This is a genomic window from Stenotrophomonas sp. SMYL20 (assembly GCF_036320045.1).
Classification (GTDB): domain Bacteria; phylum Pseudomonadota; class Gammaproteobacteria; order Xanthomonadales; family Xanthomonadaceae; genus Stenotrophomonas; species Stenotrophomonas maltophilia_A.
In genome coordinates this window covers 51,073-76,767 of the sequence record NZ_JAWIRT010000021.1, presented here as the reverse complement: position 1 = coordinate 76,767, position 25,695 = coordinate 51,073, and the positions used below count along the sequence as shown (strand labels likewise).

The following is a 25,695-nucleotide window of genomic DNA, read 5'->3' as shown; positions in this document are numbered from 1 at the left end:
GCTCCGGCCATAGTCACGGCTGGCCAATGGACGTGTCCTATGAGCATCCTCAACGTACTGATCAGCCGTGACCAGCTTGTCGTTGCAGTGGATACGCTTGCGGAGGATGCCCTGACTGGCGCCCACTCTGCCGGTGCCAAGGTGCTCCTGATACCGCAGCACAACGTGCTACTGGCCACCAGAGGTGGAGCCCAGTTCTTCCTGAAGATCTACGAGCTGGCTCTGCAGGCGAGCTTCCGGGCCGACTTCTCCATTGAGCAGCTTTCGGCCGAGATGGGGCCTGTAATGGACCAACTGTGGTTGAACTATGAGAAGGCGGCCGCAGAGGCTGACCTGCCTATCGAACAGCTGGGGACCGAAATTGTCCTGGGCGGTTGGTCGCCCAGAAGCGGCAGGATGATGGCGACGGCCTACGCCAAGAGCGATAGCCGGCAGGCTACGGCAGTGCAGCCGATCGGGGGCCAGTTTGCATCACCAGGTGATCCACTCAAAGGCGTGGCGCCGAGCATGCTGCAGGTCGACTTGATGTCGGCGGGGCGGCTCCAGGCAAACTACCTCAACGAGCAGATGGGCCGGCAGGTCGCTGGCGGGCGTCTGCTGATCGGGTTCTTGCAGCAGGGCCAGGCTGTGGTGAAGGACTTGGGACCGATCTGACGATCTGGGCTAGGGAGCTGGACGAATCGGCCGCACATGGCCGGAGGGTAGCCCGGCCGGCCGTGCCCGGGGCGTGTAGGGCACGGGCGAACTGTGACGCCGGTCAGGCGGCCTCTACGCGAAACTTACGGTAGCGGTTCTACGCTCGGGCTCCCCATGGAGGCCGGAGAGAGACATGCCCAACAGGGCTGTTGTATTTGTCAGCGAAGCGGTCGGCGACCTGACCATGGCCCACCTGTCCAAGATCATGGCGGACGCAGAGCGATTCAATCGCACCGCCGGAGTTACCGGGGTCACGTTGTTTGATGGACAGAGGTTCCTCGCATACATGGAGGGGCCGCCCGATGGCCTGGATGTGGCCTTCTCCAGAGCAGCGGGCGCCACCAGCCATTCAAGCCTGATCGAGATTGCGCGGGGGCGGGTTGGGCAGCGCAGGCTTCCCTACTGGCCTATGCGTTGCATCCCCCTGTCGCCGCCGGAGCTGGTGCAGCTGGTGCGGGCCGACTGGACTTCCTTCCTGCAGCGGGGAGGCGATCAAGTCGCCCCAGCCACCGCCATGGAGATGCTGGTTGCACTTGTCGAACCATTCGCCGAGGCTGCCTGAGCAGCGCCGTGCCTGCACCGAACGGCATACCGGAGATGCCATCGTTCATTTCGGGCCCTAGATATCGAGTGGGTCGTCGGGCTTGGGGTCGAAGAGTGCCAGGAGTCGTTCGCGACGGCACTGCTCTAGCCAGTGATGCCAGATCTCCATTTCGTCCATCAATCCTGTCGTTCCGCAAGCAGGGCACGTAAGCGTGGTTCCCGTTCGATCCTTTTGAAAGCCTGCACCCTCAGTCATCGACGACCTGAGTCCACAGTTTTTACAGGTTGATCGCACCTGCTCCAGTCGGATGATTGCGCCATTGGGCGCAAGCAGGGGCAGGATCGAATGGATCCTGAAAGCGTTGGGAGGGTGCATAGCCGTGCCGCTTGAGGGCTGGACACGGGAGCAAAGGATTCTGCACCGGAGAAGAGCCGCGAGACCCCACTGTGCTCGCCCTAACGTGAACGCTTCATCACAGCGGGCTGAGCGGTGGTGTCCTTCGCAGGATCTGCGACGGCCGGTCGTATCCTTCAGGCCATGCATTCCTCCCACGGCTTCCGCACCGCCCCAATTCCCTCTGGCTGGGTCCAGACGGGTGAGCGCTGGGCGCTCTGGTACAACGGTCGGGAAACGGCGAACGTCACGCTCGATGGCGGTCCCGGCGTCCGGCTCTGGATGGAAGGCCAGAAGATGTGGCACACCAAAGAAGCGCGCGCCGCCAACGTCCGACAGGCGAAGCGCTACGCCGAGCGCTGGTGCGCGGCCAGGCTCTATTCCGATCTGCCCCTTCGTGAGGCCGTGGCGCGGCTGACCGACAGCACGCCGATCCAGCCACCGCCGCCGCTGCCCAGCCTGCCACCGACCCGCGAGCAGCAGCAACAGGCTCGGCGCCTGGCAGAGGCTGGGGCTAAGGAGATCGAGCGGATCAAGGAAGCGCTGGAACCGCGCCGACCGCCGAAGGAGACCAAGCCAAGGGCAAAGGATCCAATGAAGGCCTGGGTGAGGGCAGCGCGTCCGCGCTGGAACCACACCGTCTGACCCTTTTGGCTGCAGAAAACTCGCGCAAACCGCATTGCGGGGCAATGGCGGCTTGTCGCATGCCTGTGGGACGCCTCTTAGGACCCAATCTAAGATCAGTCGGTTGATCTTAAATAAGATCATGGTACTCTAGAGTCACTGGATTGATCTTAGGTGTAACAATGCTTGAAATCGCTAAGGAAGATGTCGTTGCCCGAATGAGGTTCGATAATCCGTGGTGGTCTGATAAGCAGCCGGACATACCCTTTTCAATTTCGCCTCGCCGGCGATATTTTCCTACCTTCCTAGAGAAAATAAGAAATACAAAGGTTAAGCGCGCCGTGATATTGATGGGGCCACGTCGCGTTGGTAAAACGGTCATGGTCTATCAGGCGATAAATGAACTTCTATCCTCGGGCGTTGAGGGAGGAAGGGTTCTCTATCTTTCGCTTGAAACGCCTATTTATACGGGCTTCTCTCTTGAATCTCTTTTGCGCATGTTCATTGATGATCAAGGTGTCGGTCGTCGCGAGGTCGCTTACATCTTCTTTGATGAGATCCAGTATTTAAAAGACTGGGAGGTTCATCTGAAGTCCCTGGTGGATTCCTTTCCGGAGTACAGATTCGTCGCGACTGGTTCTGCGGCGGCAGCGCTTAGGCTTAAAAGTCAGGAGTCCGGTGCGGGAAGATTTTCTAATTACGTGCTGCCGCCCCTAACATTTGCTGAGTATCTCTCCTTCATCGGGAAGGAGAATAGCTTGATAAAGGTGGAGAAGGACGAGGATAGTAAGAAGTCGTCGTATCGCGCAACGAATATCGATGCTCTGAATGCTGAATTTGTTAACTATCTTAATTACGGTGGCTATCCAGAGGCTGTAATTGTTGAAGATATCAGGGATAATCCTGAGCAATACATCAAAAGCGATATCATTGATAAGGTTTTGCTGCGGGATCTGCCGAGCTTGTATGGCATCAGTGACATTCAGGAGTTGAATAAGCTATTTAATACCCTGGCCTACAACACTGGCAATGAAGTCAATCTCGAGGGTTTGTCTAAGTCGTCCGGCGTTGCAAAAAATACAATAAAACGCTATCTGGAGTACTTGGAAGCTGCTTTCTTAATTCGGCGGGTGGATCGTATTGATTGCAGTGCTAGGCAGTTTAAGCGTGCCACTCATTTCAAGGTCTATTTGACGAATCCATCCATGCGGGCAGCGCTATTCGGGCGTATTGGGCCGGATGACCAACATTTTGGTCACATCGTTGAAACTGCCATTTATTCGCAGTGGCAGCACAGTGACAAGACCGACCTCTACTATGCGCGCTGGGCATCAGGTGAGATTGATATTGTGTCAATTGATCAGTCCTCCCAAAAGCCACTTTGGGCGGTGGAGGTTAAATGGACTGATAAGCCGCTCCACAGCGTTGGCGAGCTGAAGAACTGTGTTGAATTCCTCGAAAAAAATTCGAACATTGGTGATCAGGATATGCTGGTTACGAGCCGCACGGAGTATGGATTCGTGAAGTTTGGTGGATACGACTTCAGATTTGTCCCATCTGCAGCGTATGCCTACACCCTGGGCGCCAACCTGCTTAGGGCGCATCGGTGGCAAGATCAACTTGATTTTTGATGGTTAATCCTCGTCTTGAGTGACCTTCGGGGAGTGGGCAAGAGCATGCGTTGCCCATTCCTCCATCATAGCTCTGCGCTTCTGAAGCATGGTGCCTCTTTTGTATGCTGCTTTAGCTTTGTCTTGGATCCGATGCGCGAGTGCAGCTTCAGAGAGGTCGTCCGGAAAGTCGGTGGTTTCGCCTACCCAGTCTTTGAACGTGGATCGAAAACCATGAACTGTGATGTGATCAAATCCCATACGCTTAAGCAGCGCCAGCATGGCGTTCTCGCTGAGCGGTTCACCGGTCAGGTCGTTGGGGAACAGTAGTGCGCGGTGCATGCGGGGCTTGACCAATGCCAGCGCCGCTGACGGCAGAGGAATCGTGTGCTCAACCTTTGCCTTCATCCGGCTACTTGGAACGGTCCAGGTGCCGGCTTGTAAGTCGATCTCTCTCGGCACGGCTCTGAGCGTCATTCCAGTGCGGGCTGCAGTGAGGATGGTGAATTCCAACGCCCTAGCCGCCTCGCCGTGCCGGCCCGCCAGAGCGGCCATGAAGGCTGGCAGTTCCGCGTAGGGTAGGGCGGCGAAATTCTCCACCTTTGCTACGGTCGTCGGCTTTGGCAGGACCATGGCCAGGTGACCGCGCCACCTTGCCGGGTTCTCGCCAGTCCGCTTATTCTGGACGGTGGCCGAGTCCAGCACCGCCTCCACTCTCTGCCGGACACGGCTGGCCGTCTCTGTCTTAGTAGCCCAGATGGGCCTCAGCACAGCCAGCACGTGATCCGTCTCGATACGATCCACCCGTAGGTCTCCCAGCACCGGCTTGGCGTAGGTCTCTAGGGTGCTGGTCCATTGGCCGGCATGCTTTGGGTTGGTCCAGCCGGCCTGCCGCTCTGCAATGTAGGCCATAGCCGCTTCCCAGAAGGTCGGGATGGATGACGTGGCCATGACGGCGGCGCGCCTACCGGCAAGAGGGTCCTGGCCGGCCTGGATTAACTTCCTCGCGGCATCAGCCGCCGCCCGCGCATCGGCGAGACCGATCACATGCAGCGGGCCAAGTCCCATCTCTGGGCGTCTCCCCTCAAAGCGATACCGAAACACCCAGCTCTTCGCACCGGAAGCGGTAACCTGTAGGTACAGGCCCCCGCCGTCCGCGTGGTAGCCCGGCTCCGTGATCGTGGCCACCCGTCTCGCCGTCAAGCGATTGATCTTCAGACCCATTCCTACCCATCCATGTACCCGCCCAGTTGACGCGGTTTCCCGCGAAGGCGTGCGAACCAGTCCGGATGGTGAAACATAGCTGGCGCAAGGGCTGAGACTGGTTCCACGGAAGCGCACGGAAGCTAGGGAACCCCCTAGAATCAGACACTCTCTCCGCCAGGATTCCAGAAGGCCCCTAGTGATAGGGGCCTTTTTGTTTTCTCAGGCTTCCCTACCTGCGCAGCTGTCCTCAACTGAGGACAGGGATGGATGCAAAAAAACTCTCGGCAAAGAATCAAGAAATCGATTCAGACCGTTGCTGCAGTGGAAGTGATCCCGCTGTTTCACGCGGAGTCTGATGTCGACGGCGCTGCTGCGGCTCAAGCAGGAAGTGGTGCGCGGTACCCCTGTGTTCTTGCTGAGTCGGCGGATAAGAAGCGCCCCCACTGGAGCGGTGGGATGTTCCGAGAGACACCAGCACAAAAACGCCGTTTACTGAGCTAGTATTCAGGTTTCACGGACAGGACTAATCATGAGTGAAATGGATGCGGTGGACCCGGCTTCGGCAGAACAGTCACGAGTAGAGAGTGAGACGCTGCCGCTTGTCATCCAGACGGTCGGAGGTTTGTCGGCCGCGGTTGGCGTCATCAGCATCGTGTTGGCGCTTACTGGCATTGTTCCCTGGCTTTTGGGATCAGGCGTCTCCGCGCTTCTTGCTGCGCCTTTCCTCTATGGCTTTGCGGACATCGTGCTCAGCTTGAGAAAGCTGTGCTCAAAGCGTTGATGCAGGTGCTGGAAAAGGATCCATAAGCCGGCCCAGTGCCGGCTTTCTCTTTGTGGGAAAGTGGGAGTCCGTGGTCCTGCCGCCCGCTACAGCCGGCCGCTCACCGCTGAGGTGTGGTGTCTGCGTGCTCGAACGGATGGCATTTCTTGGACGGCTACTCGCGACGCCCACCCTTCGGCTTGTTGTGGCACAACGGGTAACTGGAGCACGACCGGAAAGCCCCATGCGGCCCATTGCGGTCCACAAACACGCCCACCTTGCACACTGGGCAGCGTTCTTCATTGATGGCCGCGCCTGAAATTGCGGTCACTTTCACTGCCCCGTCCTTCACCAGCTCGTCCAGGAACGGCGAGCGCTTCCCCTGCAGGGTGAACATGGCCACCGACCGTCGCGCCCGCGTCAGCGCGACATAGAACAACCGCCGTTCTTCGCTCAGTGGGTAGGTATCCCCATCCGGCATTGCCAGGGAAAGCACCGGGTCATCCGCGCGCAGGCTCGGGAAGCTGCGGTTGATCATGCCCGGCAGGATCACGTAGTCCGCTTCGCGCCCCTTCGATCGATGTGCGGTCAGGAATTCGACCTCCATCGTGCTGCCGAAGGCTGTCTTCCAATCCGAAGGCATCGCGCTGCGATCGGCGCGGTAGCGCCCCAGGATGAAGACCGTCACGCGTCCGTTGCGCCCTTGCGGCACCGCCCCGGACAACAACTGCTGATGCAGCTTGGCGAGGTACTGGCGAACGCCATCCTGCACCTCCTCACGCCGATTCATCTGGAACGCCTGCAGCACCGGGCCCATGGCCGGTGCAGCAGAACGAACCTCCTTGACGATCTGAGAGGGGTTCCTGCTGACGAAGTGGCTGGAAGCATCGCAGAGCGCTTGAGGGCAGCGGAACGTCTGCTCCAGTTTCAGCACCTGGCCATGGCCCATCCACTCGCGGAATCCGGTCATCACCGAAACGTCGGCCCCGGCGAAGCGGTTGATCGACTGCCAGTCATCGCCCACCGCAAACAGATAGCGGCCGGGGCGGCTGACCAATGCACGGCAGAGGCGTGCGCGGGCGCGCGATGCGTCCTGGAATTCATCGGCCATCACCAGATCGTAAGGCGATTCGTAGCGGCCCTGTTCCAGCAGTCCAGCGGCCATATTGAGCATGTCTTCGAAGTCGATGCCGCGCTCGTCAGCCAGTGCGTTGTCCCAGGCCTGGAAAACCGGCCCTGCGATTTCCAGGAAGCGACGGTGTCGCTCCTTGAACTGATCCTCGGGCATCTGCCGCAGGCGTGCGGCCATATCGTCCAGCGTCAGGCAGTTGCTCTTGGCGTGAGCAATGAAGGTGCGCATCAAGCCGATCAGGTCCGCATCGGGCATCGGTTTGGCGCCCTGATCGGGCAGCTCGCGGTCCGGGTTCGGGTCGAGCTCGATGTCGCACTCGCCCAGCTTCTCTGCGAGGTCCAGCAGGGCATGCCCGCTGCGCAGGCCAAAGGATGTCGTCTCGACAAGGGCCGTGCCGCGTGCCACATGCTGCTGGCGCTTCCAGTGCATCTCTTCGCTGTAGTTGGCAAAGTGCTTCGGCGGCTGGCCATCGGCATCCAGCGCAAAGTGTTCGTGATACAGCCCGGCGTCCGGATAGTAGAAGTCCGGGCGATACTGGCGATGGGTGTCTGTCGCGGTATCAAATTCGTAGCGTCGCTCGTAGTCGTACGTCACGCCGTTGTAGAAGAGCCAGTCGGCGATCACGCACTCTTCCAGGCTCTTCACCCGTTCCCCCTGCAGGGTACGGATATAGGGCGTGCCATCGCGGTCGTAGCCGTCGGCCTCCATTTCCGCGCCGAATGGCGGCAGGTCGCGCCCGAACACCAGGCGGAACATGTCCCATTGGGTGCGGAAGTGGGTCGAGCGGTCCTTCAGATCGTCCACCAGTTCGGCCAGCTTGTTGAAGCCCAGCGTGGCGTCAGTGGTCCATTCGGGGATGTCGGGCTTGCGTCCGGTGGCCTTGGCGACGATGGCCAGGCCGAGGGCGTGGAAGGTCCGGGCTTCAACCACGGTGTCGCCCATGCCGAGCCGGTCGAAGCATCGCTGCGCGCGCTCTGCAAGCTCCCTGGCGGCATCCTTGTTGAAGGCGAGCATCACGATCCGTTCGGGTTCGATAAAGCCGCGATCGATGGCATAAGCGGCCTTGGCGACCATGGTGGAGGTCTTGCCAGAGCCAGCGGAGGCGACGACCTGCACGCGGTTGTCGAAACAGATGACGGCGCGGGCCTGTTCGTCGGTCAGCGGCTTGCTCTCGACCCGGTCCAGGAAGTCCTTGGCCAGTACTCGTTCGCGCGCTGCCATGGTTGCGTTTGCGTCGGCCCACGCCTCGGGCCAGTCCAGCTGCCAGTCGCCCAGGGCGTCCAGTGCTGCACGGTGGCTGGGCGAATGCAGGTCCTCGTGCACATCCTCATCCAGGAACAGTTGTTCCAGCTCGCGCGGCGGGAGCGGCAGGGCGGGGCGACCGGCCAGCAGTGCCTGCTGTTGTTCGTGCGTGATCCAGCGGCGGCCGGTGCTGCCCCGGTCGATGAGGGCATCTGCCTCGGCCAGCCACGACTGGATCTGCTCCAGAATCGTGTCGAACAGTGCCTTGCGCCCGCGCGTGGTACCCGTAAAGCGCAGCTGCTGCAGCGCTGCCGCAAGCCGGGAAGCCTGGCTGTTGGACAGTCCATCCATGATCAGCACGCCGTCGCCCTGGGTCTGCAGGACGACTTTGGCCCAGAAGAGTCCAGGGATGACCTGCACGCGCTCGTCGTCAGCTACGTGTTGCCGGTACTGGCGACCTTCAATCAAAAGCTCAACATGTTCGCCGTCAAGTCGCAGCCACCAGTTCGGCGAGCGGGTCACACGTAGGCCCCAGCCCGAGGGGCGCCATTCCATAGACATCCAGATACTGCCTTGCGTACGTCGACTGGGCTTGCAGAGCCCTTACCTCTCCATGATAAGGGGCCTTGACCACGCGCGTGGCCTTTCGCTTCATGGTCGGCCGTGCGACCGGTTTCATTGACGTGGGCGAAGGCCGTTGCCAGCATGAAGCCTGTGGATGTGGACGCCGATCATGGAAATCGACTGGAACAGTGTGGGTACCTTGAAGCACACCGTCGGCGGCTACGATATCCGCACGGATACACTGAAGATTCTGGTGACCGCTGCAATGCAGGGGCACGAAGGTGATGCCTCGCAGATGCGCATCGAAATGGAGGACGGCGTCGTGTTTCTGCCAGACGAGATCAGGCGCCTGGCACTGGCGCGGAGTCGCATCCGCTAGCCTCGCCGGTCGGCACTGGACCTGGTTGCCCTGCGGCAGCTCCAGGTGCCAGCACCTGCCGGCACGGAATCACTCGTAGACGCGGTCCTGCCTTGTTGGAGGCACCTCAACCAGGTCTCCCCGCCGGATCAGCTCATCCAGATCCACTGCCGATGCCGCCAATGCCTCCTGCGCATCGAAATCCCATTTGTTCCTGTACTCACGCGCCAGGAGATCGCAGACCGCCTTGGCGCGTTGGTAGGCATCGCTCTTCGCGTCATCCTGCATCAGCTCATCGCGATGGATCTGGCAGAGCATCAGCTGATGTGCGTCTTCGCCGCGCTCGCGCTCCCAGGCAATGTCGGGCAGGCCGGAAAGAGCGGTCGCAAGTGCGAGTGCAGTCATTGACATGGCGGTGTCCACAGTCGGCGGAAACCTGAGCGTATGCGAGCAGCAGTGGCAAACGGCCACTGCCGCACGCATGGTTTCACGGCGTGTTCACCATTCGTTGCCGGATGGAATCCGCTGGGGAGGCTTCCTCAGGCATTCACATCCACCACTATCCGCCCACGCACCTTGCCGGGAATGATCTGCTCGTAAACCTCAAGCACGTCGGCAAGCCCAATCAGCTGCACCGTGCTTTCAAGCTTCTGCGGATCCAGGTCGGTGGCAAGCCGGTCCCACGCGCGCTGGCGGACGTCCTGCGGCGCATTCACCGAATCCACGCCCGCAAGGGTCACGTTGCGCAGGATGAAAGGCAGCACCGAGCCGTGCAGCGCGTCGCTCTGCGCCAGGCCGCACGCGGCCACGGCACCGCGGTACTTGGTCTCGGCGATGGCGTTGACGAGGGTAGGGCCGCCGGCCACATCCACCACGCCGGCCCAGCGTTCGGCGCTCACCGGCCGGTCGCGTGGTTCCGAAAGCTGCGCGCGGTCGATGATTTCGCTCGCACCCAGGTTGTGCAGATACTCAGCATGCTCCGGGCGCCCGGTGGCGGCCACCACGCGATAGCCCAGCTTTGAAAGGATCGCCACCGCAATCGAGCCGACACCGCCGTTGGCGCCGGTCACCAGCACATCGCCCTTGTCGGGCGTCACGCCGGCATGTTCCAGGGCCAGCACGCACAGCATGGCGGTATAGCCCGCGGTGCCGATGGCCATGGCGTCGCGAGTGCTCAGGTTGCCGGGAATCCGGTTGAGCCATTCGCCGCGCACACGGGCGCGCTGTGCAAGGCCGCCGTGGTGACTCATGCTCAGGCCCCAGCCATTGAGCACAACGCGGTCGCCTGGCTTGAAGTCGGCCCTGCTGGATTCCAGCACCACGCCTGCCAGATCGATGCCGGGAATGAGCGGGAACGTCCGGATGACCGGGCTCTTGCCGGTGAGGGCAAGCGCATCCTTGTAGTTGAGCGTGGAGTACTCGACCTGCACCAGGACGTCGCCGTCCATCAGATCGGCCTCATCAAAATCGACCAGATCGGTCGATACCTGGTTGTTTGTCTTGCGGGCGAGCAGTGCTTTGAACGTCATGGAGGGGCTCACATTCAAGGAATGGGGCCATGCTAGGCTCGCACCGCTATTGCAACAAGAACGATGATTTTCCGTAGGTACTATGGTTTTCCGGAGTATGCATGCGTAGCAAGCGTTGGGATGGCAAGAGCGGTTGCGCCGTGGAGGTCACGCTGTCGGTCATGGGTGGCGTGTGGAAGCCTGTCATCCTCTTCCACCTGATGACCGGCAAGCGTCGCTTCATGGAGCTGACGCGGCGGGTGCCCAACGCCACCCAGTCCATGCTGACCAGCCAACTGCGGGAACTGGAAGCTGACGGGGTGGTGATCCGCCATGTCTATGCAGAGGTGCCACCGAAGGTCGAGTACGAGCTGTCCGAATTCGGGCGCACGCTGGTGCCGGTGCTGCTGGCCATGCGCGAGTGGGGCGAAACCTATCGTGGCCATAGAAGCACGGACAGCGACAGCTGAGGTCTGAAGCGTAGCGCCGAGTGTGGTCGACATGGCCCGAGCACCCCGCAGCGTTTCGGAGGCCGTGGCAATCGCGGTAGTGGTATTGCTGCAGGCAGCGCATGTGGAGCGCTGCCTCGCTTCGTGAAGGGCGGCGATGCGGTTCCTGTTCCGTTGACACCCGGTTCCCTATAGTGGCGCTGGAACCCTGCAATGGAATGCCCATGCACGTGATGCCCCCCAGCCGGTGTCTGACGCTTGCACTTGCCGTTGCAGTGAGTGCCGGCGCATGTGCGCGGCCACCGTCCAACGAACACGAAAGGAATCCCGCCATGTCCGGCGCAACCCAGACCGGCCGCACGATCAACGGCCATACCTATACCGATGCCCCCGTGGACGTGAAGCTGGGGCCGAACACCTTCCGCATTCCGGCCAACTACCTGGACAGCCAGATCGCACCGTGGCCGGGCGAGGGCGTGACGCTGGTCATCGAGTGGCCGGACATGAAGCCGACTGCTCCGGGTGCCCGGGCGAATCCGCGTACGAATGATTTCCGCAAGGAGATTGCTGTGGCGATCGATTACATCGATCGTGCGCCAATCGAAACATCATTGGAGCGATTGTCCTCCAACCAGGCATCCACCGAGGAAGGATCGGTGGAGCGAGGGGATCCTCGGGATCGGCTCGATCTGCGGATTGCGCGGCCCGACGTCATGGGCCTGACGCCTTACGCCATCGATGAAACGAGGATGGAGGATTTCTCGAAGGCGTACGAAGCGCGCTATGGAAAACCGCCCATCCGAAATCCTGCCTATGAAGATGACTGGTACATCGCGCGCGCTCCCAACGGCAGCCTGACCACATTCATCAAATGCGAAAGCACGGCATTCCGGGGGGATGGCGTTCGCCTGCAGGGCGATCAGGTCATCAGTGAGCAAGGACAAGCTGCGGCAGGGTGTTTCCACTACTTCTCGGATGTGGAGAACAAGCTTTCCATCTCGTTGAACTACAAGCGGGCCTTCCTGGCTGACTGGAAGCGGATGGAAGATGCGGTGCGGGATGTCCTCGCGCGCACCCGAGTCCGATAATGAGTGCATTCAGGAGCAGGCAATGGGCGGGTTGACGCAAGAGAATCTCAAGATTCTGGCCAGCTATGCCAAGGCCGGAAACCGCGAGTTGTACTGGAACTATCTGTCGCAGCTGCCGGATGCGGATGGCTATGGGACGCTGGCGCTGGGTGTTGTTCGCAACGACAGCCTGCCAGGCCGCGTTGCAAACAGCTACGCACAGGACTATGCACGGCACCAGGAGGGCAAGGGATCCGGCTTTCCCGACGCGCAGCTGAGCGAGCGCCAATGGGATGTGTTTGGGCAGACGCTTCTGCGCCAGGACCTGGAGCGGCGCTTGTACTGGATGGAGCAGGGGCGTCCCGAAATGGCACTGAATCTTCCCGGCAAGGATGTGATGCTGGCCCACGACCGGGCATTTGAACGGCATGAGCTTGATCCCAACTGCTGGACGCCGCGCGTGCTGCTGGAGGCTGCCGAGCAGAAGAGCGGCCCCGAGAAGCTGGAGCAGATCTGGACCAACATGCTCAACAACGACTACGCCGGAGGCCCCCGCGTAGGCAACACCAGCGTCGATGCCATCAGCCAGATGGGATGGACGAAGGGCGGCCAGTACCTGACCCGGTTGAGTGTGCTGGAAGCCACCCAGGCCCTGGAAGGGCGCTCGGCGGTCGATCCGAACGTCATCGGTGGCAACAGCTACTACGCGATGTACTTCGAGGCGGACAGGAAATGGGCCAGCGTCAATGCGGGCGGCGGTCACATGTCGCTGCGCGAGATCACCGATCCCGCACGTATCGCTGAACTCAACGACGCGCGCGAGGTTCGTCTGGAACGCCAGGAAAAACGTACCCAGTTCCACCCAGACGACCCGTATCGGACCATTACCCGCAGCCCGCTGACCGCAGCGGTGGACGACGTGCCGGATCCCTCACAGGCGCTGACCCGCCTGGCGGACATCGGCCCAGGCCATCGCGAGTACGCACTGATGCAGCAGGTGCGCGAAGGCGTTGCCGCGATCGATGCCAGCGCCGGGCGCACCCACGATGAGAACAGCGAGCGTCTTGTGGCGAGCGTGATGGCCTTGGCCCGCCGCAACCAGCTTGAACGCGCCGATCACGTGCTGCTGAGCGCCCAGACGGCCGACGTTCCCGCAGGGCGGAACGTGTTCGTGGTGCAGGGCGAGATGAACGATCCCGCCCACCTGCGTGTTTCAATGCCAACAGATGTAGCAGTGCATACGCCGGTTGCGCAGTCGCTGCAGCAGATGGAAGCCGCCAGTCTGGAGCGGCAGCAGGCGGTCATGCAGCGCCAGCAGGATATCGAAGTGCAGGCTCGCGAGAGTCACGCGGTGCGGATGGGTTGAAATCGCACCGCTGCAGAGCGATGCCCCATGAAAGGGGCATCGCCGCGTTTACGGGGCCGACTTCGGCTGGCGTGGATCGGCAATGATCCGCGAGGGTGACCCATACAGCACCAGCACCCGCATGCCGGTGCTGAATACCGGATCGGGGCCTTGTACAACTGTCATCAGATTGCCGTTCTCCGTCTGCACCACGTATTCCAGGCCCTTGGCCTGCGAAAGTGCGCGTTCGGAGGCGGCACCGGCAATCGCGCCTACCACCAGGCCGCCAATGGCACCGATGGCCGCCGCCTGGTCGCTGCCACCGATGGTGGAGCCGGCCACGCCGCCAGCCGCAGCGCCGGCAACGGCACCACCGCCCTGTGAGCCGTCAATACTGACCGCACGGACGCTGATGACCGTGCCGCTGACGGTGCGATTGACCTGTCCCACCGAACCGATGGAGTAGCTGTCCGTGCGCACATTTGGTGCGCATGCGGTCAGCATCACAGCAGCGGATGCGGCCAGCAGCAGGCGCTTCACGGCGCTTCCTGCTTGTTCGGGAACATCGGCTTGGAGATATCCACTGTCTCCAGGGCCTGCAGGAACTGGGCGATGTTGTTCTGGGCCGAGCGGCTGATCGACTCACGGGCACGGATCACGCCTGCGAAGGCGTAGTTGAACGGAACTTCGCCAGACGCGCTGACATCCTGGGTGTAGACGATGCTGCCCGTTGCACGATCGATCAGCTCGTAGCGGGCGATCGTCTTGGTGGTCATCGATGCACCGAAGCTCGGAATGTCGATCGCCAGGATCTTCACCGACAGGCTCAACTTCACCGGCGCGTCGTCGCGGAACACCGCCATCTTGTTCAGCGCTTCGGTCAACGCGTTCTGCCACATCTGCGGCACTTCGTGCTGGGCCTGCGCGGGGATCTTGCCCTTGGCTTCATCCGGACGTGCCAGCGTGACCGTCAATGACTTCAACTCGCCATCAATCTTCTTGCTGCTGACCCCGACATTCGGGACCGAAAAATTGAGCGGTGGATTGGTGGTGCAACCTACCAGCGACACGGCGATGATCGCTGCGAACAGAAACTTCTTCATCCATTTTCCCCTGTGACTACGTTGAAACATCCATGGCGAATCGTGTGTTCGTCGGCAACGACGATGCTGCACCGCAGCGGCCGCATGAAGGCGTGGCTGACTGCGCGCAAGGATACCTGAATTGGGGCGATCTGCCTGGTACTGTCACCTGGCAGGATTGGTGCTGCGAAGGACGGAAAAGGGTGCCAGGGGCTCAGCACCGGGTCCGCGCGCCGTCGCGCAGATGCGCCGGACGCATTGTGCTACCGATATGGCGGGATGGGTATTCTGAGTGCATGCTCGGCTCGGCCGGCCAGCTGGAATGCAGACTGATACCGTGAGGAGCGAGGAGCACCTTTCGAGAAGCACCAATGCCAGCCCCCGCAATGGGGGCCGGCACACATCACGGCAGTGCGTGACTTACGGGATGGTGCAGCCGCTGTTCCGCAGGCAGCGGGCAAAAGCCGGGTAGCACACCTTCTCGCCATTGCCCGCTGCGAGGCAGGCCTCGTACGCGGTGTAGCACGGGGTACAGCGGGACTGCGCGGAGGCACTGCCGATTCCCAGGGTCAGTGCAGCAGCCGCAATAGCAACAGACAGCTTGAATCCAATCTTCATGCTTCACTCCGTTGATAGCCCTCCTTGGGCACGTCGGAGGCTAACGTGGGAAGAGGGTGTATTCAACCCGCACCGCGCCCGGATGGGTATCCATCTTCAGCGCCCCGCCCTGGATTTACTTTGTTGGCGCGTCTGCAGTCTGAGCGGCAACCATGGCTTGTTGCATCTCTTTCAGCGACAGATAGCCATCACCATCGGTGTCCAGGCCCGCGAAGTACTTCGCGATCTCCGGCACCACGTTGGCTTCCTCCTTGCTGATCCTGCCGTCTTTGTTCCTGTCCATCGCGGAAAACGCGGCGTCGATGGAATCGGCCTGCTTGCTGAAACGTTCCTGCTGAAATGTCGCGTACTCTGTCTTGTCGACGCGTCCGTCGTTGTTGGCATCCATGGCGGTGAATGTGGCGTCGATGTAGGCCTGCTTCGGGTCGGCCGGTGAGGCCTGGGCCAGCAACGGGGCAGTGCACAGGGCGATCAACAGAGTGATCCTGGTCATGGGTGATTCTCCTTGAAAATTGCAGATCAGCGGCAGGGATAGGTGTAGCCGTCGGAGCCGCGATAGGTGTCGTTGCGGCGGTCGTAGTTGCCGTAGCGGTTCATGCAATAGTTGGCGCGCTCGCGGGTCTCGCGCTCGCGTTTGGCGGCAGCGGCAATCACGCCGGCCACCACCGCTGCACCTACCACGCCCACCACGACACCGGCGGTCTTGGCATCGTGCCGGCGCTCGCGTTCGCGCTCATGATTCCGCTCACGTTCGTGCCGTTCCCATGCATCGCGCTCCCGATCGCGGTAGTCCTGGTTCCACTGCGGGTTGTAGCGGTCGCCACGCTGCGCATGGGCGTCGCCGGCGTACGGCATCAACACCAGCTGCGCAGCGACCGCCAGAATCAGCGCGGTTCTTCCTGTCTTCAGAAACATCGTCCAGCTCCTGTGCGGACATCGTTGGTAGCCGTAGTACACCCTGCAGACATTGCGCGAACCTGCCGTCAGGGCGAGCAATTGCAGCGGCTATCGAACCAGCGCCTCCACAGGATCCAGCTGTGCGGCACGGCGTGCCGGCAGGAAGCCGAAACCAACGCCGATCAGGCTGGAACACACGAATGCAGCCAGAATCGAATTGACGGAGAACACCAGGCTGAAGCCCGCATCGGCCAGCTCCATCACCGCGCCCAGCGCCAGCGCCACGCCGATGCCGAGCACGCCACCGAGCAGGCAGACCAGCACCGATTCGATCAGGAACTGCTGCAGGATGTCGCTGCGCCGCGCGCCCACCGCCATGCGCACGCCGATCTCGCGGGTTCGTTCGGTCACCGAGACCAGCATGATGTTCATGACCCCGATTCCGCCCACCACCAGTGCGATGGCAGCGATGGAGCTGATCATCATGGTCAGGATGCCGGTGGTCTGTTCAATGGATCTACGGATCTGCGCGTTGTTGCTCATGTAGAAATCGGTGCTGCCGTGGCGGCGAGTCAGCAGTCGCGCGATGGCCTGCTCAGCCGCTTCCATGCTGATCGCATCCGAGACGCGCACGGTGATGCTGGAGACGTGGCTCTGCCCCAGTACGCGCGCCATTGCGGTAGTGTAGGGCAGCCATACCCGCAGCAGCGATGCATCACCGGCCGCACCGGCGTCCTTCTTCACCACACCCACCACGCGCACCGGAACATTGCCCAGCAGCAGGGTCTGCCCGATCGGGTTGTCGGTCGCGGCGAAGAAGCGTGCGCGGGTATTGGCGTCGATCACCACCACCTGCTGGTAGCCGGCCACGCCGGGTGGACCGAAGAAGGCGCCCTCGCCGAGCTTCAGGCCATGCACGCGGAAGTACTGCTCGCTGACGCCCTGCACCTGCACACTGGCAGAGCGATTGCCGCGCAGGGCGGTGCCGCTGGTGGCAACACCCGGGGTGGCGCTGTCCACGAATGGCTGCCGGGCCAGGGCCACGCTGTCGCCGGGGGTGAGTGTTTCCACCCGCGCCGAGTGCAGGTCGCCAAAACCGGAACCGGGATGGATCTCGATGGTGTTGGTACCCAACGAGGAGATGTTGGACAGGATGGCCTGCCGTGCACCGGTGCCCAGTGCTACCACCGCCACGACCGAAGCAATGCCGATGATGATCCCGAGCATGGTCAGGAAGGTGCGCATGCGGTGGGCGTTCATCGCGCGCAGTGCCATGCGGAAGGCTTCAGCGAACCGGTCCCGCCAGACCTGCCAGCCGCTGCTACCCACGGATTGGGGCGCGGCTGGCGTCGCCACGCCCGCTGCCAGAGCTGTACCGGTTGCACGATCATCCACGATCCGCCCATCGCGGATTTCGATGATGCGCTGCGCATGCTCGGCCACGGCCATGTCATGCGTGACCAGCACCACGGTATGACCCTCCGCGTGCAGCTCGCCGAGGATCTTCATCACCTCTTTGCCGGAATGCGTATCCAGCGCACCTGTGGGTTCGTCGGCGAAGATCACCGCGCCACCATTCATCAGCGCACGCGCAATCGAAACGCGTTGCTGCTGGCCGCCCGAGAGCTCGCCAGGGAGATGCTGCATACGCTCGCCCAGACCCAGCCGCGACAGCAAGGTGGCTGCCCGTGCATGGCGTGCTTCGGCAGGCATGCCGGCGTAGATCGCAGGCACCTCCACATTGCCCAGTGCAGTCAGATCGGTCAGCAGGTGGTAGCGCTGGAAGATGAAGCCGAAGTGCTCGCGGCGTAGTTCGGCCAGTTCATCAGGCGACATCTGCGCGGTCTCGCGCCCGGCGATCTGATAGACGCCAGCGGAAGGGCGATCCAGGCAACCCAGGATGTTCATCAGCGTGGACTTGCCCGAACCGGATTGGCCTACGATGGCCACCAGTTCACCTGCGTGAATATCCAGGTCAATGCCGTCGAGTACCACCAGTGTCTGCTCGCCCGCGGAAAATTCACGGCGTACGCCGCGAACGCGCAGCAATGGCTCGGTCATGGTCGTACTCATTTGGGCTGAGCGGGTGCGCTGGTGGCTTCGACGTTGGCCTGCGCCAGCACGACCTGTTCGCCTTCGTTCAGCCCGTCGCGTACTTCCACCTGGATCTGGTCATCCAGCCCGGTGGTAATGCGCCGCGTGCTGGCGCGGCCGTCGGCACCACGGACCTGCACGCTGTAGCTGCCATCGACGGCGCGCGCACCCAATGCGGCCGAGGGAATGGTCAGTACGTCGTTGGCGCGGCCCAGCACGATGCGAACCTGCGCGGTCATGTAGCTGCGCAGGCGGCCATCGGCGTTGCCCACGTCGAACTGGCCGTTGTAGTACATGGCCGTGCGGCTGCCACCCGACACCGCCGGTGCGGCGAGGCTGGAACTGTCTTCGTTGGTGATCGATTCCGGTGCTGGCGCTATATCCCGAAGCCTGCTGCTGTAGCGGCGACCGGCATCACCAAGAATGGTGAAGAACGCCTCCTGCCCAACAGCGGTGTGTACGACGTCAGCCTCGGAGATCTCGGCGTACACCGTCATCACGTCCTGATTGCCCAGCATCACGATGGTCGGTGCGCTCTGCACCGCATTCACGGTCTGCCCCTGGCGCGCGACCACGGCCAGTACGGTGCCGTCGGTGGGGGCGGTGATGCGGGTGTACTCCAGATTGGTCTGCGCGACATCGACGTCGGTCTGTCGGCGCGCAACTTCACCGTCCAACGCGGCGATCTGTTCACGGGTGGCGTCGACCTTGGCCTTGGCTGCATCGAAGTCGGCGCGGGCCACCAGCTGCGCGGCAGCCAGTTGCTGCTGCCGATGCAGTGTCAACTCGAACTGGCGCAGGTCGGTCGCCAGTGCATCGCGGTTGGCGCGCGCGGTGCGCTGTGCGGCCTGCGCGCTCAGCAATGCATTGCGCTGCGTGCGCGAATCGATATCGGCGATGGGATCGCCGGCTTTCACTTTGTCGCCCAGTTTCACATGCAGGGTGTCGATGCGGCCGGAGACCTGCGCGCCCACGCTTACCAGTCGCGAGGGCTTCAGCGTGCCAGTGGCTTCCACCACCTGTTCGATGCTGCCGCGAACGACCGGCGCAACCTGCAGGTTCGGAGGTGGTGCGGGCCGCAACCATGCAAACAGAATCAGCGCGCTGCACAGCAGGGCGGCAGCAATCATGAGCGCCCGGCGGCGCTTGCGTGGTGCGGCGCTCATCGTCGCAGCATCCAGTAGAGACAGGTCATCGCGGGTCCTCGCGGCAGAAGAGACACACGTCTGGCGTGGCAGACGGGGTTGGCCGTCGAGTCTCGATGCGCTGGGTTGCGTGAACCTTGCGGGGCTATCGCTGTGTCAGCTTGCGGCAAGAAGGGCGAGCAATGCTACGGCGATGAACTGCAGGGCGCTACCGAGAACCAGCAGTGCATTGCGCAGCCGGTGACCTGCCAATCGCGCAGCGAAGAGTTGACTCACCGCGCCGGCCAACAACCAGAAGAATGCTGGAACAGGCAGCTTCGTCATCCCTGCACCGATGCTGATCAGCAGCCCGCTGGCAATCATCACCCCGGCGGCATGACCATCCAGGACGCGCAGCAGTGGTGGCATCGGGCGGGAGGTTGCCGCGCGCCATGCCGCCAACCCATGCAGCGCAGCATGCACGGCAACGAACAGGAGCACAGCAGCGGCCGCCGCAGCGCTCGCGTGCCTGTACGTTGAAGCCACCAGTGCAATGCCGGGCAGCAGTAGGAACAGGGCGCCGAACAGCCGCATCAATACACCTGCGCGCTCGGCTTCGGGAACTGCCCGCAGCCAGAGCGGCCAATGTTCCAGGCCGAGCGCGCGGCCAGTGCGCGGGTGGCGATTCCATGCGGCAGCGGTAAGGCCCGGCGAATTCCGCGGTGGCACAGTGCGCGTGGAAGAGGACGGTGGCGGAGCTCCCTGGGTCACATGCAGGCTTCCTGTCAGATCGGAACGCGGTGGCACGGCAGGTGCCACACCCCGATGCTGTGCAGCGAACATTGCCGCAACCTTGCCTGTCCTCGCTACCGGCATCGCATGGACAGGTGCCAGTTACACAGGTGCACGCGGTGTGTTCAGTGCTCCAGCGGTGACGCGCTGGTTACGCCCGGGTGCAGTGGAAACTCAACACGGATCAATGCACCACCGCCAGGCGCATCCAGAATCGTGACGTGGCCGCCGTGGCGGTCGATCACCTGGCGCACCAGGTTCAACCCCAGGCCCGCGCCTGTCTGCCGCGGCCGCAGCCGCTGGAAGGGTTCGAAAACCCGTTCGCGCTGGTCGACCGGTATGCCGGGGCCGTCGTCCTCGACCTCCAGGCAGCTGCCCTGAACGCGCACGATGATCTGGCGTCCGCCATGTTCGGCAGCATTCAGCACCAGGTTGGAGATTACCCGCTCCACTGCGCCGGTCTCGCCGAACACCGGGAAGTGCGATTCCACCGCCACGGCTACGGTCTTGTCCGACTGGATCAACAGCGGCGCCAGATCGGCGGCCACCCGTTTGGCCACCCGCGCCAGGTTGATGGTTTCCTTCGGCCCGTCTTCGTCCATGCGGTGCAGATCCAGCAACTGCTCTGCCAGCGTCGCCAACCGTGCCACTTCCACGGCCAGGTTGCGCGAGGTGGCGTCGTCGGCCGCATCGACCTTCACCCTCAGAATCGCAATGGGGGTGCGCAGCTCATGCGCGGCGGCGGCGATGAAGCGGCGTTGCCGCTCGTGCCCCTCGTCCAGCCGCTCCAGTGCTTCATTCACCGCCGTCACCAACGGAGCGATCTCCACCGGCACCGCGGTTTCTGTCAGGCGGACACCGCGCCGACTGGCGGAGATGTTGCGGGCTTCCTGGGCGATGCGCTCCACCCCGGCCAGGGCTCGTCTCACGATGATCGGTGTCAGGACGATGGTGGCCAGGCCCAGCAGCAGGAAGATCGGCAGGGTGATGATGTGTGCCGCCAACGCCATCTGCCAGGTCAGCGTATCGGTTTCGCCATGGGCCATGATGGTCAGCTTGCCGGCCGGCCCGCTGTGCTGGCGGACCACGACGGCCAGGCCATCGCTGCGGTCGCGCCCGCGCAGGTCGCCAAAGGGGATGCCATCCAGTGCGCCAACCAGCGAGGCATAGGCCGGCGGCACAGGCCCGAACGTAACGTGGTGGCCGTGCTCATCCTCGGCGATGAACCATGCACCGGGAACAACCTTCAGCAGTTCGGCCAGTTCCGGCGTGTTCTGCACGTAGAGGTCGCCATTGCGGTCGCGGTGCACCGCGTCGGCCGCCACCGGCGCGAAGGTCTGGATGGTGTAGTAGCCACCGCTGTCGGCACGTATCAGCACCATCAGCAGCGCGAAGAACGCCACCAGCAACGCCAGCAGCTGATAGATCAGCGTTTTGACGATCAACGGGCGCTTCAGCGAGGGACGACGCGCCATTACTTGGCTTCCCGCATCAGATAGCCGACGCCGCGGATGGCGTGTATCTCTACTCCTGCATCGGCATCGGCCAGCTTGCGGCGAAGGCGCGAGACGTGCGAGTCGAGCGTGTTGGAATGGATGCCGTCATCGAATCCATACACTGCCATCTCAATCGACTCGCGCAGCACGGTGCGCCCCAGGCGCCGGGCCAACGCGGTCAGCACACGGATCTCGCGGCGCGGCAGCTCAAGCCGTTGCCCGCCCACACTGGCTTCACCCGATGCCGGGTCGAACACCAACCGGCCGATGCTGACCAGTTCCACCTGCATGCCGCTCGGCCGGCGCCCTGCAGCGCGGATGCGGGCGAACAGTTCCTCAAGTGCGAAGGGCTTGGCCAGATAGTCGTCCGCGCCCTCATCCAGGCCGGCGATGCGGTCCGGCAGCTGCCCCAGCGCGCTCAGCACGATGATCGGCACCCCTGGGTTGCGCTCACGCAGCAGGGAAATCAATCCCAGCCCGTCACCGTCGGGCAGGGTGCGGTCCAGCAGCACCAGATCGTGCGATCCGCACAGGGCCGCTTCGCGGGCCAGTGCCAGCGTGTTGGCCAGGTCCACCACGTAGCGCTCGCGCTGCAGGGCGGATTTCAGGGTGGCGGCCAGTTCGGCTTCGTCTTCGATCAGCAGGATGTGCATCGGCAGGGCTTGGGCAGGAAGGGCGTGGCAGGGCGGTTCGGCACGCGCCGGCACCGTATTACAGGAACATTGCGTGAACATGGCGTGCCTTCCCGATCTTCCGCACGGCTGTGGTGACGCAGGAAACACGCTGTCGGCGCAAGGTTCGCGCAATCCAGGCACTCCAGCCTTGGCGGCCACTCGCTGCCCCCCAACCCCTGGAGTACCCATGAAGTTGTTCGTTCCGTTGTTGCTCGTGGCCGCGTTGAGTGGCTGTACCACCGCGAAGATGACCGTTACCCCTGATGGCCGGCGCGGCGTCTCCATCGACTGCAGCGGCTCCAGTGCCTGGAGTGGCTGCTACGAGAAGGCCGGACAGATGTGCCCAGGCGGCTATGTAGTCTTCAGCAAGGATGGCGACGACGGCAACGCCATCGCGGTGGGCAACAAGAATGGCTTCACTTCCACCCAGATGGCCACCCGTTCGATGCTGGTGGCCTGCTCGCACTGACACCCACAGGGGAGGTGGGGTGCCACCTCCCCATCATCACCGCTCCCAGCCCTGCGTCAGAAGCTGTAAGCCGCCTGCATATACACCCGCCGTGGCTCGCCCGGGAAATGCCCGTTGCGTTCGATGAAGCCACTGGCCGCGTACACCTTGTCGAACAGGTTCTTGACGTTGGCCTGGAACTGCCACTGCTTCCATGTGGTCTTCCAGCTCATGTCGAACACGGTGTAGGCCTTGACCGTCTGCCCGTCCAGACTGACGCGCTCACCCACATGGTCAGCACCAAAGCCGATGGCCGAATTGATCGACGGCAGGTCGTAGCGCGTCCACATTCCCAGCTTGTTGCGCGGCGCATTGGCGAATCGGTCGCCGGAAGCGTTGGTGATGCCATTCGGGCCTGCATCCTTCACCCGCGCATCGTTGTAGGCGTAGGTCAGATTCAGCACCCAGCGCTCGCTGAGGTCGGCCAGCAGATCCAGCTCCATGCCGGTACTGCGCACCAGGCCGAGCGCGGCCAACTGGTTCACGCCACCGATCACTTCGCCGGTGGCCTGCACGATATTGCTGCGGTCGATCCGGTAGGCGGCCATGTTCAAGGTCACACGGTCGGCCAGCAGGGACTTCATGCCCACTTCCCACTGCTTGCTGCGCTCGGCATCGAACGGTCCGCCAGCGGCCGGATTCTGGTTGGCGGCACTCTGCGGCACGAAACCACTGGCCACGTTGGCGTAGACATTCAGGCCCTCGCGCACGGTGAACGTGCTTCCCAGCCGCCAGCTGAGATCGTTGCCGTCCACACTGCTGCCGGCAATGCGGTCGTCGTCCTTGAAGCCATCCCAGCGCAGCCCGGCCAGCACATGCCAGCGTGTGCCCAGTGCCAGCTCGTCCTGCAGATAGCCGCCATAGCGCTTGCTGCGGGTGGACGTGCTGCGCCAGGGCAGGGCCGCCAGGTTGTAGTCGTGCCAGGTACTGGCGCCATACACGGGATTGAACAGGTCGATACCGCGCACCGGCCCCGCACCACGGGCAAGGTCGGCGCTGCTGGCGGTCTGTGCAGTGAAATCCGCATCCAGCTGGTACACATCGGCACCGAACAACACCTTGTGCTCAACCGCGCCGGTCGTCACCCGCCAGACTGCATTGCCGTTGGCAGTGAATGCTTCGTTGTCGCGGATCTGGTTGCGCAGCTGGCGGGTCATCCACTCGGCCACGCCATCGCGGTCACGATCGATCAGGCCCATCGGCTCGTGGTACATCTGGTGCTCGTTGTTGCTGAACCAGCGAGCGGCGAAGTCCACATCCAGATTGTCACGTGGTGCGAAGCGGTACTGCGCCAGCGCCACTTTGGCGCGCATGTCGAGGAAGTCGCTGGCCTCGTTGTGGTTCCAGCGGCGGTCGGTCAGGAAGGTGCCCGCATCATTCACCGGCACGCCGCGCAGGCGGTTGCCGCCGAGGTTCTGGGTGATGTCGGTGAACTGCAGCACCAGCTCGCCGGTCCGGCCGATGTCGAAGGCCAGCGAGGCGTCGCCGATCACGCTTTCGCTGTCGGTGTTCCAGCGCACGCCCTTTTCACTGTCGGCATACAGCCCGGCGCGATAGCGCACGCTGCCGGAGGCATTCAACGGCCCGGTACCCTCGATCGATCCGGCACGAAAGTTCTTGTCGCCCAGCTGGATCTCGATGTTGCGTCCGGCGCTGGCTTTCGGTTTGCGGGTTACATAGTTGATGACGCCGCCTGCATCACCACCGCCATACAGCGCACCTGCCGGTCCCTTCAGCACTTCCACGCGCTCGATGTTGAACAACTGCGGGACCGAGAAACCTGCATACGGGTCGCCGCGCAGGCCGTCATACAGCACGTTCTCCTGGCGGAAGCCGCGCAGGGTCACCCCGGCATAGCTGAAGTAGCTGATGCCGCTGATGCTGCGATAGAGGTCGGTCACCTGACGCGCGGCCTGATCGTCGATCAGTTCACGCGGGATGACCTGGATCGATTGTGGGACCAGCTCCAGCGGTGTATCCGTGCGGGTGCCGACCGCAGCATCGTCCACCCGGTACAGGGTCTGTGCACGTCCGCGAACTTCGACCTTGTCCAGGTCCTTTGGCGCGGCAGTGGAGGGCTCGACAGCATGGGCAAGGGTTGCCAGGGGCAGGGTCAGTGCCAGGCACAAGGCGCGTTGCAGGGGCGTTGGAAAAGGCATCGGGAGAGGGGGCGTGTCTGCAAATGAGAAAGATTAGCATTTGCAACACTTCGTGACCTATCCCCCGAATGCGTTATGGACGCGCGCCGGGGTCCGTGTACGGGGTGCCCGCCAAGGCCACCAGTACCCCGGTGGCGCCGCGCACGATCAGCTGCAGCATGGCCTCACGCGGGTCCTCGCCCTGCAGTTGGCTTGCCAATCCCTTCTCATAGGCCGCCACCATCGACGCCAGCAGCATGGCCGCGCCCAATCGCGCTTCGGCGTCATGTTCTGGCCGGCCGGCAGCGTCGGCCATCAATCGCGCCAGGTCGTCAGTCAACTGCGCCTGGAGCCGTCGCGCGTGCGCGACCAGTACCGGGCTCTCCGCCACGGTGCCCCAGAAGGCGGCAGCGCCGGCATTGATGCGCAGCAGCGGATGGCCAGCCTCCAGCAATTCGCGCACCAGTGACTGGAAGGCCGCCAGCGGGGTCATGCCGCTGCGCGCCATCATGCCCTCGCGCAGCAGCATGCGCGCCTCCTCATCGCGATCGAACACCAGGTCTTCCTTGCTGGCGAAGTAGTTGAAGACCGTCTTGCGTGAGACGCCCGCGGCTTCGGCGATTTCGGACATGGAGACGGCCTCGAAGCCACGCCGGATGATCAGCTCGGTGGCGACGTCCGAAATCGCTTGTCGGGTCTCGGCCTTGCGTTGTTCGCGACGACCTGGAGGCGGGGTCATGGGCGGTTCACTTGTGGAAACGTACACCGAGTGTA

26 protein-coding genes are annotated in these 25,695 nt (G+C 62.7%); 10 read left to right on the top strand and 16 right to left on the bottom strand.

What is annotated here, in order from left to right; translation table 11 throughout:
- Window positions 1-39: 39 nt before the first annotated feature.
- The 4 genes from V3B48_RS16355 (at window position 40) to V3B48_RS16340 (ending at window position 3,888) form a co-directional block, all read left to right on the top strand.
- Window positions 40-654, top strand: a complete 615-nt coding sequence (locus tag V3B48_RS16355) for a hypothetical protein (RefSeq protein ID WP_262220600.1) — start codon at window positions 40-42, stop codon at window positions 652-654.
- A 175-nt stretch (window positions 655-829) separates the two neighbouring features.
- A complete protein-coding gene (locus V3B48_RS16350) occupies window positions 830-1,258 on the top strand; it encodes a BLUF domain-containing protein (RefSeq protein ID WP_201116630.1) in 429 nt (142 codons plus the stop codon).
- A gap of 519 nt (window positions 1,259-1,777) precedes the next feature.
- On the top strand, window positions 1,778-2,278 hold the full coding sequence (locus V3B48_RS16345) for a hypothetical protein (protein WP_201116628.1): 501 nt from the start codon (window positions 1,778-1,780) through the stop codon (window positions 2,276-2,278).
- A gap of 161 nt (window positions 2,279-2,439) precedes the next feature.
- Entirely contained in the window at window positions 2,440-3,888 is a 1,449-nt protein-coding gene (locus V3B48_RS16340) for an ATP-binding protein (protein ID WP_201116626.1), read from the top strand.
- A 3-nt stretch (window positions 3,889-3,891) separates the two neighbouring features.
- Here V3B48_RS16340 and V3B48_RS16335 read toward each other — a convergent pair whose 3' ends face one another.
- Complete coding sequence (locus V3B48_RS16335) at window positions 3,892-5,091, bottom strand: integrase arm-type DNA-binding domain-containing protein (RefSeq protein ID WP_329894073.1); 1,200 nt, start codon at window positions 5,089-5,091, stop codon at window positions 3,892-3,894.
- A 511-nt stretch (window positions 5,092-5,602) separates the two neighbouring features.
- Here V3B48_RS16335 and V3B48_RS16330 point away from each other — a divergent pair.
- A complete protein-coding gene (locus V3B48_RS16330) occupies window positions 5,603-5,854 on the top strand; it encodes a hypothetical protein (protein WP_046986722.1) in 252 nt (83 codons plus the stop codon).
- A 154-nt stretch (window positions 5,855-6,008) separates the two neighbouring features.
- On the opposite strand, the gene V3B48_RS16325 is transcribed toward V3B48_RS16330, so the two are convergent.
- On the bottom strand, window positions 6,009-8,762 hold the full coding sequence (locus V3B48_RS16325; protein ID WP_329894079.1) for a UvrD-helicase domain-containing protein: 2,754 nt from the start codon (window positions 8,760-8,762) through the stop codon (window positions 6,009-6,011).
- Between the two features lie 163 nt (window positions 8,763-8,925).
- Here V3B48_RS16325 and V3B48_RS16320 point away from each other — a divergent pair, with 163 nt between their 5' ends.
- Window positions 8,926-9,150, top strand: a complete 225-nt coding sequence (locus V3B48_RS16320) for a hypothetical protein (protein ID WP_329894072.1) — start codon at window positions 8,926-8,928, stop codon at window positions 9,148-9,150.
- A 69-nt stretch (window positions 9,151-9,219) separates the two neighbouring features.
- Here V3B48_RS16320 and V3B48_RS16315 read toward each other — a convergent pair whose 3' ends face one another.
- Entirely contained in the window at window positions 9,220-9,540 is a 321-nt protein-coding gene (locus tag V3B48_RS16315) for a hypothetical protein (protein WP_049463018.1), read from the bottom strand.
- A gap of 128 nt (window positions 9,541-9,668) precedes the next feature.
- Window positions 9,669-10,658 carry an MDR family oxidoreductase gene (locus tag V3B48_RS16310; RefSeq protein ID WP_329894071.1) on the bottom strand — a complete coding sequence of 330 codons (990 nt, stop codon included), beginning with the start codon at window positions 10,656-10,658 and terminating at the stop codon, window positions 9,669-9,671.
- Window positions 10,659-10,759: 101 nt separating this feature from the next.
- Between V3B48_RS16310 and V3B48_RS16305 the strand changes: the two genes are divergently transcribed.
- The 3 genes from V3B48_RS16305 (at window position 10,760) to V3B48_RS16295 (ending at window position 13,519) form a co-directional block, all read left to right on the top strand.
- On the top strand, window positions 10,760-11,107 hold the full coding sequence (locus tag V3B48_RS16305; RefSeq protein WP_107431662.1) for a helix-turn-helix domain-containing protein: 348 nt from the start codon (window positions 10,760-10,762) through the stop codon (window positions 11,105-11,107).
- A gap of 203 nt (window positions 11,108-11,310) precedes the next feature.
- Window positions 11,311-12,174, top strand: a complete 864-nt coding sequence (locus V3B48_RS16300; protein ID WP_329894070.1) for a hypothetical protein — start codon at window positions 11,311-11,313, stop codon at window positions 12,172-12,174.
- A gap of 22 nt (window positions 12,175-12,196) precedes the next feature.
- On the top strand, window positions 12,197-13,519 hold the full coding sequence (locus tag V3B48_RS16295; protein WP_329894078.1) for an XVIPCD domain-containing protein: 1,323 nt from the start codon (window positions 12,197-12,199) through the stop codon (window positions 13,517-13,519).
- Between the two features lie 48 nt (window positions 13,520-13,567).
- On the opposite strand, the gene V3B48_RS16290 is transcribed toward V3B48_RS16295, so the two are convergent.
- From V3B48_RS16290 to V3B48_RS16245, 10 genes are all read right to left on the bottom strand, one after another.
- Window positions 13,568-14,038, bottom strand: coding sequence for a hypothetical protein (locus V3B48_RS16290; RefSeq protein WP_256200885.1), 471 nt, complete (start codon window positions 14,036-14,038; stop codon window positions 13,568-13,570).
- Window positions 14,035-14,601: a UDP-N-acetylglucosamine acyltransferase gene (locus tag V3B48_RS16285; protein ID WP_071227578.1), complete on the bottom strand. Its 567-nt coding sequence runs from the start codon at window positions 14,599-14,601 to the stop codon at window positions 14,035-14,037. Before V3B48_RS16285 ends, V3B48_RS16290 begins: the two co-directional genes overlap by 4 nt.
- Before the next feature lie 399 nt (window positions 14,602-15,000).
- Entirely contained in the window at window positions 15,001-15,198 is a 198-nt protein-coding gene (locus V3B48_RS16280; RefSeq protein ID WP_032128612.1) for a hypothetical protein, read from the bottom strand.
- Between the two features lie 115 nt (window positions 15,199-15,313).
- Window positions 15,314-15,691, bottom strand: a complete 378-nt coding sequence (locus V3B48_RS16275; protein ID WP_049463021.1) for an EF-hand domain-containing protein — start codon at window positions 15,689-15,691, stop codon at window positions 15,314-15,316.
- Window positions 15,692-15,717: 26 nt separating this feature from the next.
- On the bottom strand, window positions 15,718-16,113 hold the full coding sequence (locus tag V3B48_RS16270) for a hypothetical protein (RefSeq protein WP_197615111.1): 396 nt from the start codon (window positions 16,111-16,113) through the stop codon (window positions 15,718-15,720).
- A 90-nt stretch (window positions 16,114-16,203) separates the two neighbouring features.
- Window positions 16,204-18,168 (bottom strand): MacB family efflux pump subunit, encoded by a 1,965-nt coding sequence (locus tag V3B48_RS16265; RefSeq protein WP_345786167.1) that lies wholly within the window; start codon window positions 18,166-18,168, stop codon window positions 16,204-16,206.
- The gene (locus V3B48_RS16260) at window positions 18,165-19,355 is read right to left on the bottom strand and encodes an efflux RND transporter periplasmic adaptor subunit (RefSeq protein ID WP_197615113.1); all 1,191 of its coding nucleotides are present in this window, start codon (window positions 19,353-19,355) and stop codon (window positions 18,165-18,167) included. Before V3B48_RS16260 ends, V3B48_RS16265 begins: the two co-directional genes overlap by 4 nt.
- 135 nt (window positions 19,356-19,490) lie before the next feature.
- Complete coding sequence (locus tag V3B48_RS16255; RefSeq protein ID WP_329894069.1) at window positions 19,491-19,907, bottom strand: hypothetical protein; 417 nt, start codon at window positions 19,905-19,907, stop codon at window positions 19,491-19,493.
- Window positions 19,908-20,230: 323 nt separating this feature from the next.
- Window positions 20,231-21,580, bottom strand: coding sequence for a HAMP domain-containing sensor histidine kinase (locus tag V3B48_RS16250; RefSeq protein WP_049463026.1), 1,350 nt, complete (start codon window positions 21,578-21,580; stop codon window positions 20,231-20,233).
- On the bottom strand, window positions 21,580-22,254 hold the full coding sequence (locus V3B48_RS16245) for a response regulator transcription factor (RefSeq protein WP_049398287.1): 675 nt from the start codon (window positions 22,252-22,254) through the stop codon (window positions 21,580-21,582). Before V3B48_RS16245 ends, V3B48_RS16250 begins: the two co-directional genes overlap by 1 nt.
- A 208-nt stretch (window positions 22,255-22,462) precedes the next feature.
- On the opposite strand from V3B48_RS16245, the gene V3B48_RS16240 reads away from it, so the two are divergent.
- A complete protein-coding gene (locus tag V3B48_RS16240) occupies window positions 22,463-22,744 on the top strand; it encodes a hypothetical protein (protein ID WP_049398241.1) in 282 nt (93 codons plus the stop codon).
- Between the two features lie 56 nt (window positions 22,745-22,800).
- On the opposite strand, the gene V3B48_RS16235 is transcribed toward V3B48_RS16240, so the two are convergent.
- Both V3B48_RS16235 and V3B48_RS16230 read right to left on the bottom strand, forming a co-directional pair.
- A complete protein-coding gene (locus V3B48_RS16235; protein WP_197615115.1) occupies window positions 22,801-24,942 on the bottom strand; it encodes a TonB-dependent siderophore receptor in 2,142 nt (713 codons plus the stop codon).
- Window positions 24,943-25,015: 73 nt separating this feature from the next.
- Window positions 25,016-25,660 carry a TetR/AcrR family transcriptional regulator gene (locus tag V3B48_RS16230; RefSeq protein WP_049398239.1) on the bottom strand — a complete coding sequence of 215 codons (645 nt, stop codon included), beginning with the start codon at window positions 25,658-25,660 and terminating at the stop codon, window positions 25,016-25,018.
- Between the last annotated feature and the right edge of the window lie 35 nt (window positions 25,661-25,695).

Bases quoted from the DNA above. Each gene is read 5' to 3' on its own strand.
- V3B48_RS16355 (WP_262220600.1), top strand. From the start codon at position 40: ATGAGCATCCTCAACGTACTGATCAGCCGTGACCAGCTTGTCGTTGCA.
- V3B48_RS16350 (WP_201116630.1), top strand. From the start codon at position 830: ATGCCCAACAGGGCTGTTGTATTTGTCAGCGAAGCGGTCGGCGACCTG.
- V3B48_RS16345 (WP_201116628.1), top strand. From the start codon at position 1,778: ATGCATTCCTCCCACGGCTTCCGCACCGCCCCAATTCCCTCTGGCTGG.
- V3B48_RS16340 (WP_201116626.1), top strand. From the start codon at position 2,440: ATGCTTGAAATCGCTAAGGAAGATGTCGTTGCCCGAATGAGGTTCGAT.
- V3B48_RS16335 (WP_329894073.1), bottom strand. From the start codon at position 5,091: ATGGGTCTGAAGATCAATCGCTTGACGGCGAGACGGGTGGCCACGATC.
- V3B48_RS16330 (WP_046986722.1), top strand. From the start codon at position 5,603: ATGAGTGAAATGGATGCGGTGGACCCGGCTTCGGCAGAACAGTCACGA.
- V3B48_RS16325 (WP_329894079.1), bottom strand. From the start codon at position 8,762: ATGGAATGGCGCCCCTCGGGCTGGGGCCTACGTGTGACCCGCTCGCCG.
- V3B48_RS16320 (WP_329894072.1), top strand. From the start codon at position 8,926: ATGTGGACGCCGATCATGGAAATCGACTGGAACAGTGTGGGTACCTTG.
- V3B48_RS16315 (WP_049463018.1), bottom strand. From the start codon at position 9,540: ATGTCAATGACTGCACTCGCACTTGCGACCGCTCTTTCCGGCCTGCCC.
- V3B48_RS16310 (WP_329894071.1), bottom strand. From the start codon at position 10,658: ATGACGTTCAAAGCACTGCTCGCCCGCAAGACAAACAACCAGGTATCG.
- V3B48_RS16305 (WP_107431662.1), top strand. From the start codon at position 10,760: ATGCGTAGCAAGCGTTGGGATGGCAAGAGCGGTTGCGCCGTGGAGGTC.
- V3B48_RS16300 (WP_329894070.1), top strand. From the start codon at position 11,311: ATGCACGTGATGCCCCCCAGCCGGTGTCTGACGCTTGCACTTGCCGTT.
- V3B48_RS16295 (WP_329894078.1), top strand. From the start codon at position 12,197: ATGGGCGGGTTGACGCAAGAGAATCTCAAGATTCTGGCCAGCTATGCC.
- V3B48_RS16285 (WP_071227578.1), bottom strand. From the start codon at position 14,601: ATGAAGAAGTTTCTGTTCGCAGCGATCATCGCCGTGTCGCTGGTAGGT.
- V3B48_RS16280 (WP_032128612.1), bottom strand. From the start codon at position 15,198: ATGAAGATTGGATTCAAGCTGTCTGTTGCTATTGCGGCTGCTGCACTG.
- V3B48_RS16275 (WP_049463021.1), bottom strand. From the start codon at position 15,691: ATGACCAGGATCACTCTGTTGATCGCCCTGTGCACTGCCCCGTTGCTG.
- V3B48_RS16270 (WP_197615111.1), bottom strand. From the start codon at position 16,113: ATGTTTCTGAAGACAGGAAGAACCGCGCTGATTCTGGCGGTCGCTGCG.
- V3B48_RS16265 (WP_345786167.1), bottom strand. From the start codon at position 18,168: ATGAGTACGACCATGACCGAGCCATTGCTGCGCGTTCGCGGCGTACGC.
- V3B48_RS16260 (WP_197615113.1), bottom strand. From the start codon at position 19,355: ATGAGCGCCGCACCACGCAAGCGCCGCCGGGCGCTCATGATTGCTGCC.
- V3B48_RS16255 (WP_329894069.1), bottom strand. From the start codon at position 19,907: ATGCGGCTGTTCGGCGCCCTGTTCCTACTGCTGCCCGGCATTGCACTG.
- V3B48_RS16250 (WP_049463026.1), bottom strand. From the start codon at position 21,580: ATGGCGCGTCGTCCCTCGCTGAAGCGCCCGTTGATCGTCAAAACGCTG.
- V3B48_RS16245 (WP_049398287.1), bottom strand. From the start codon at position 22,254: ATGCACATCCTGCTGATCGAAGACGAAGCCGAACTGGCCGCCACCCTG.
- V3B48_RS16240 (WP_049398241.1), top strand. From the start codon at position 22,463: ATGAAGTTGTTCGTTCCGTTGTTGCTCGTGGCCGCGTTGAGTGGCTGT.
- V3B48_RS16235 (WP_197615115.1), bottom strand. From the start codon at position 24,942: ATGCCTTTTCCAACGCCCCTGCAACGCGCCTTGTGCCTGGCACTGACC.
- V3B48_RS16230 (WP_049398239.1), bottom strand. From the start codon at position 25,660: ATGACCCCGCCTCCAGGTCGTCGCGAACAACGCAAGGCCGAGACCCGA.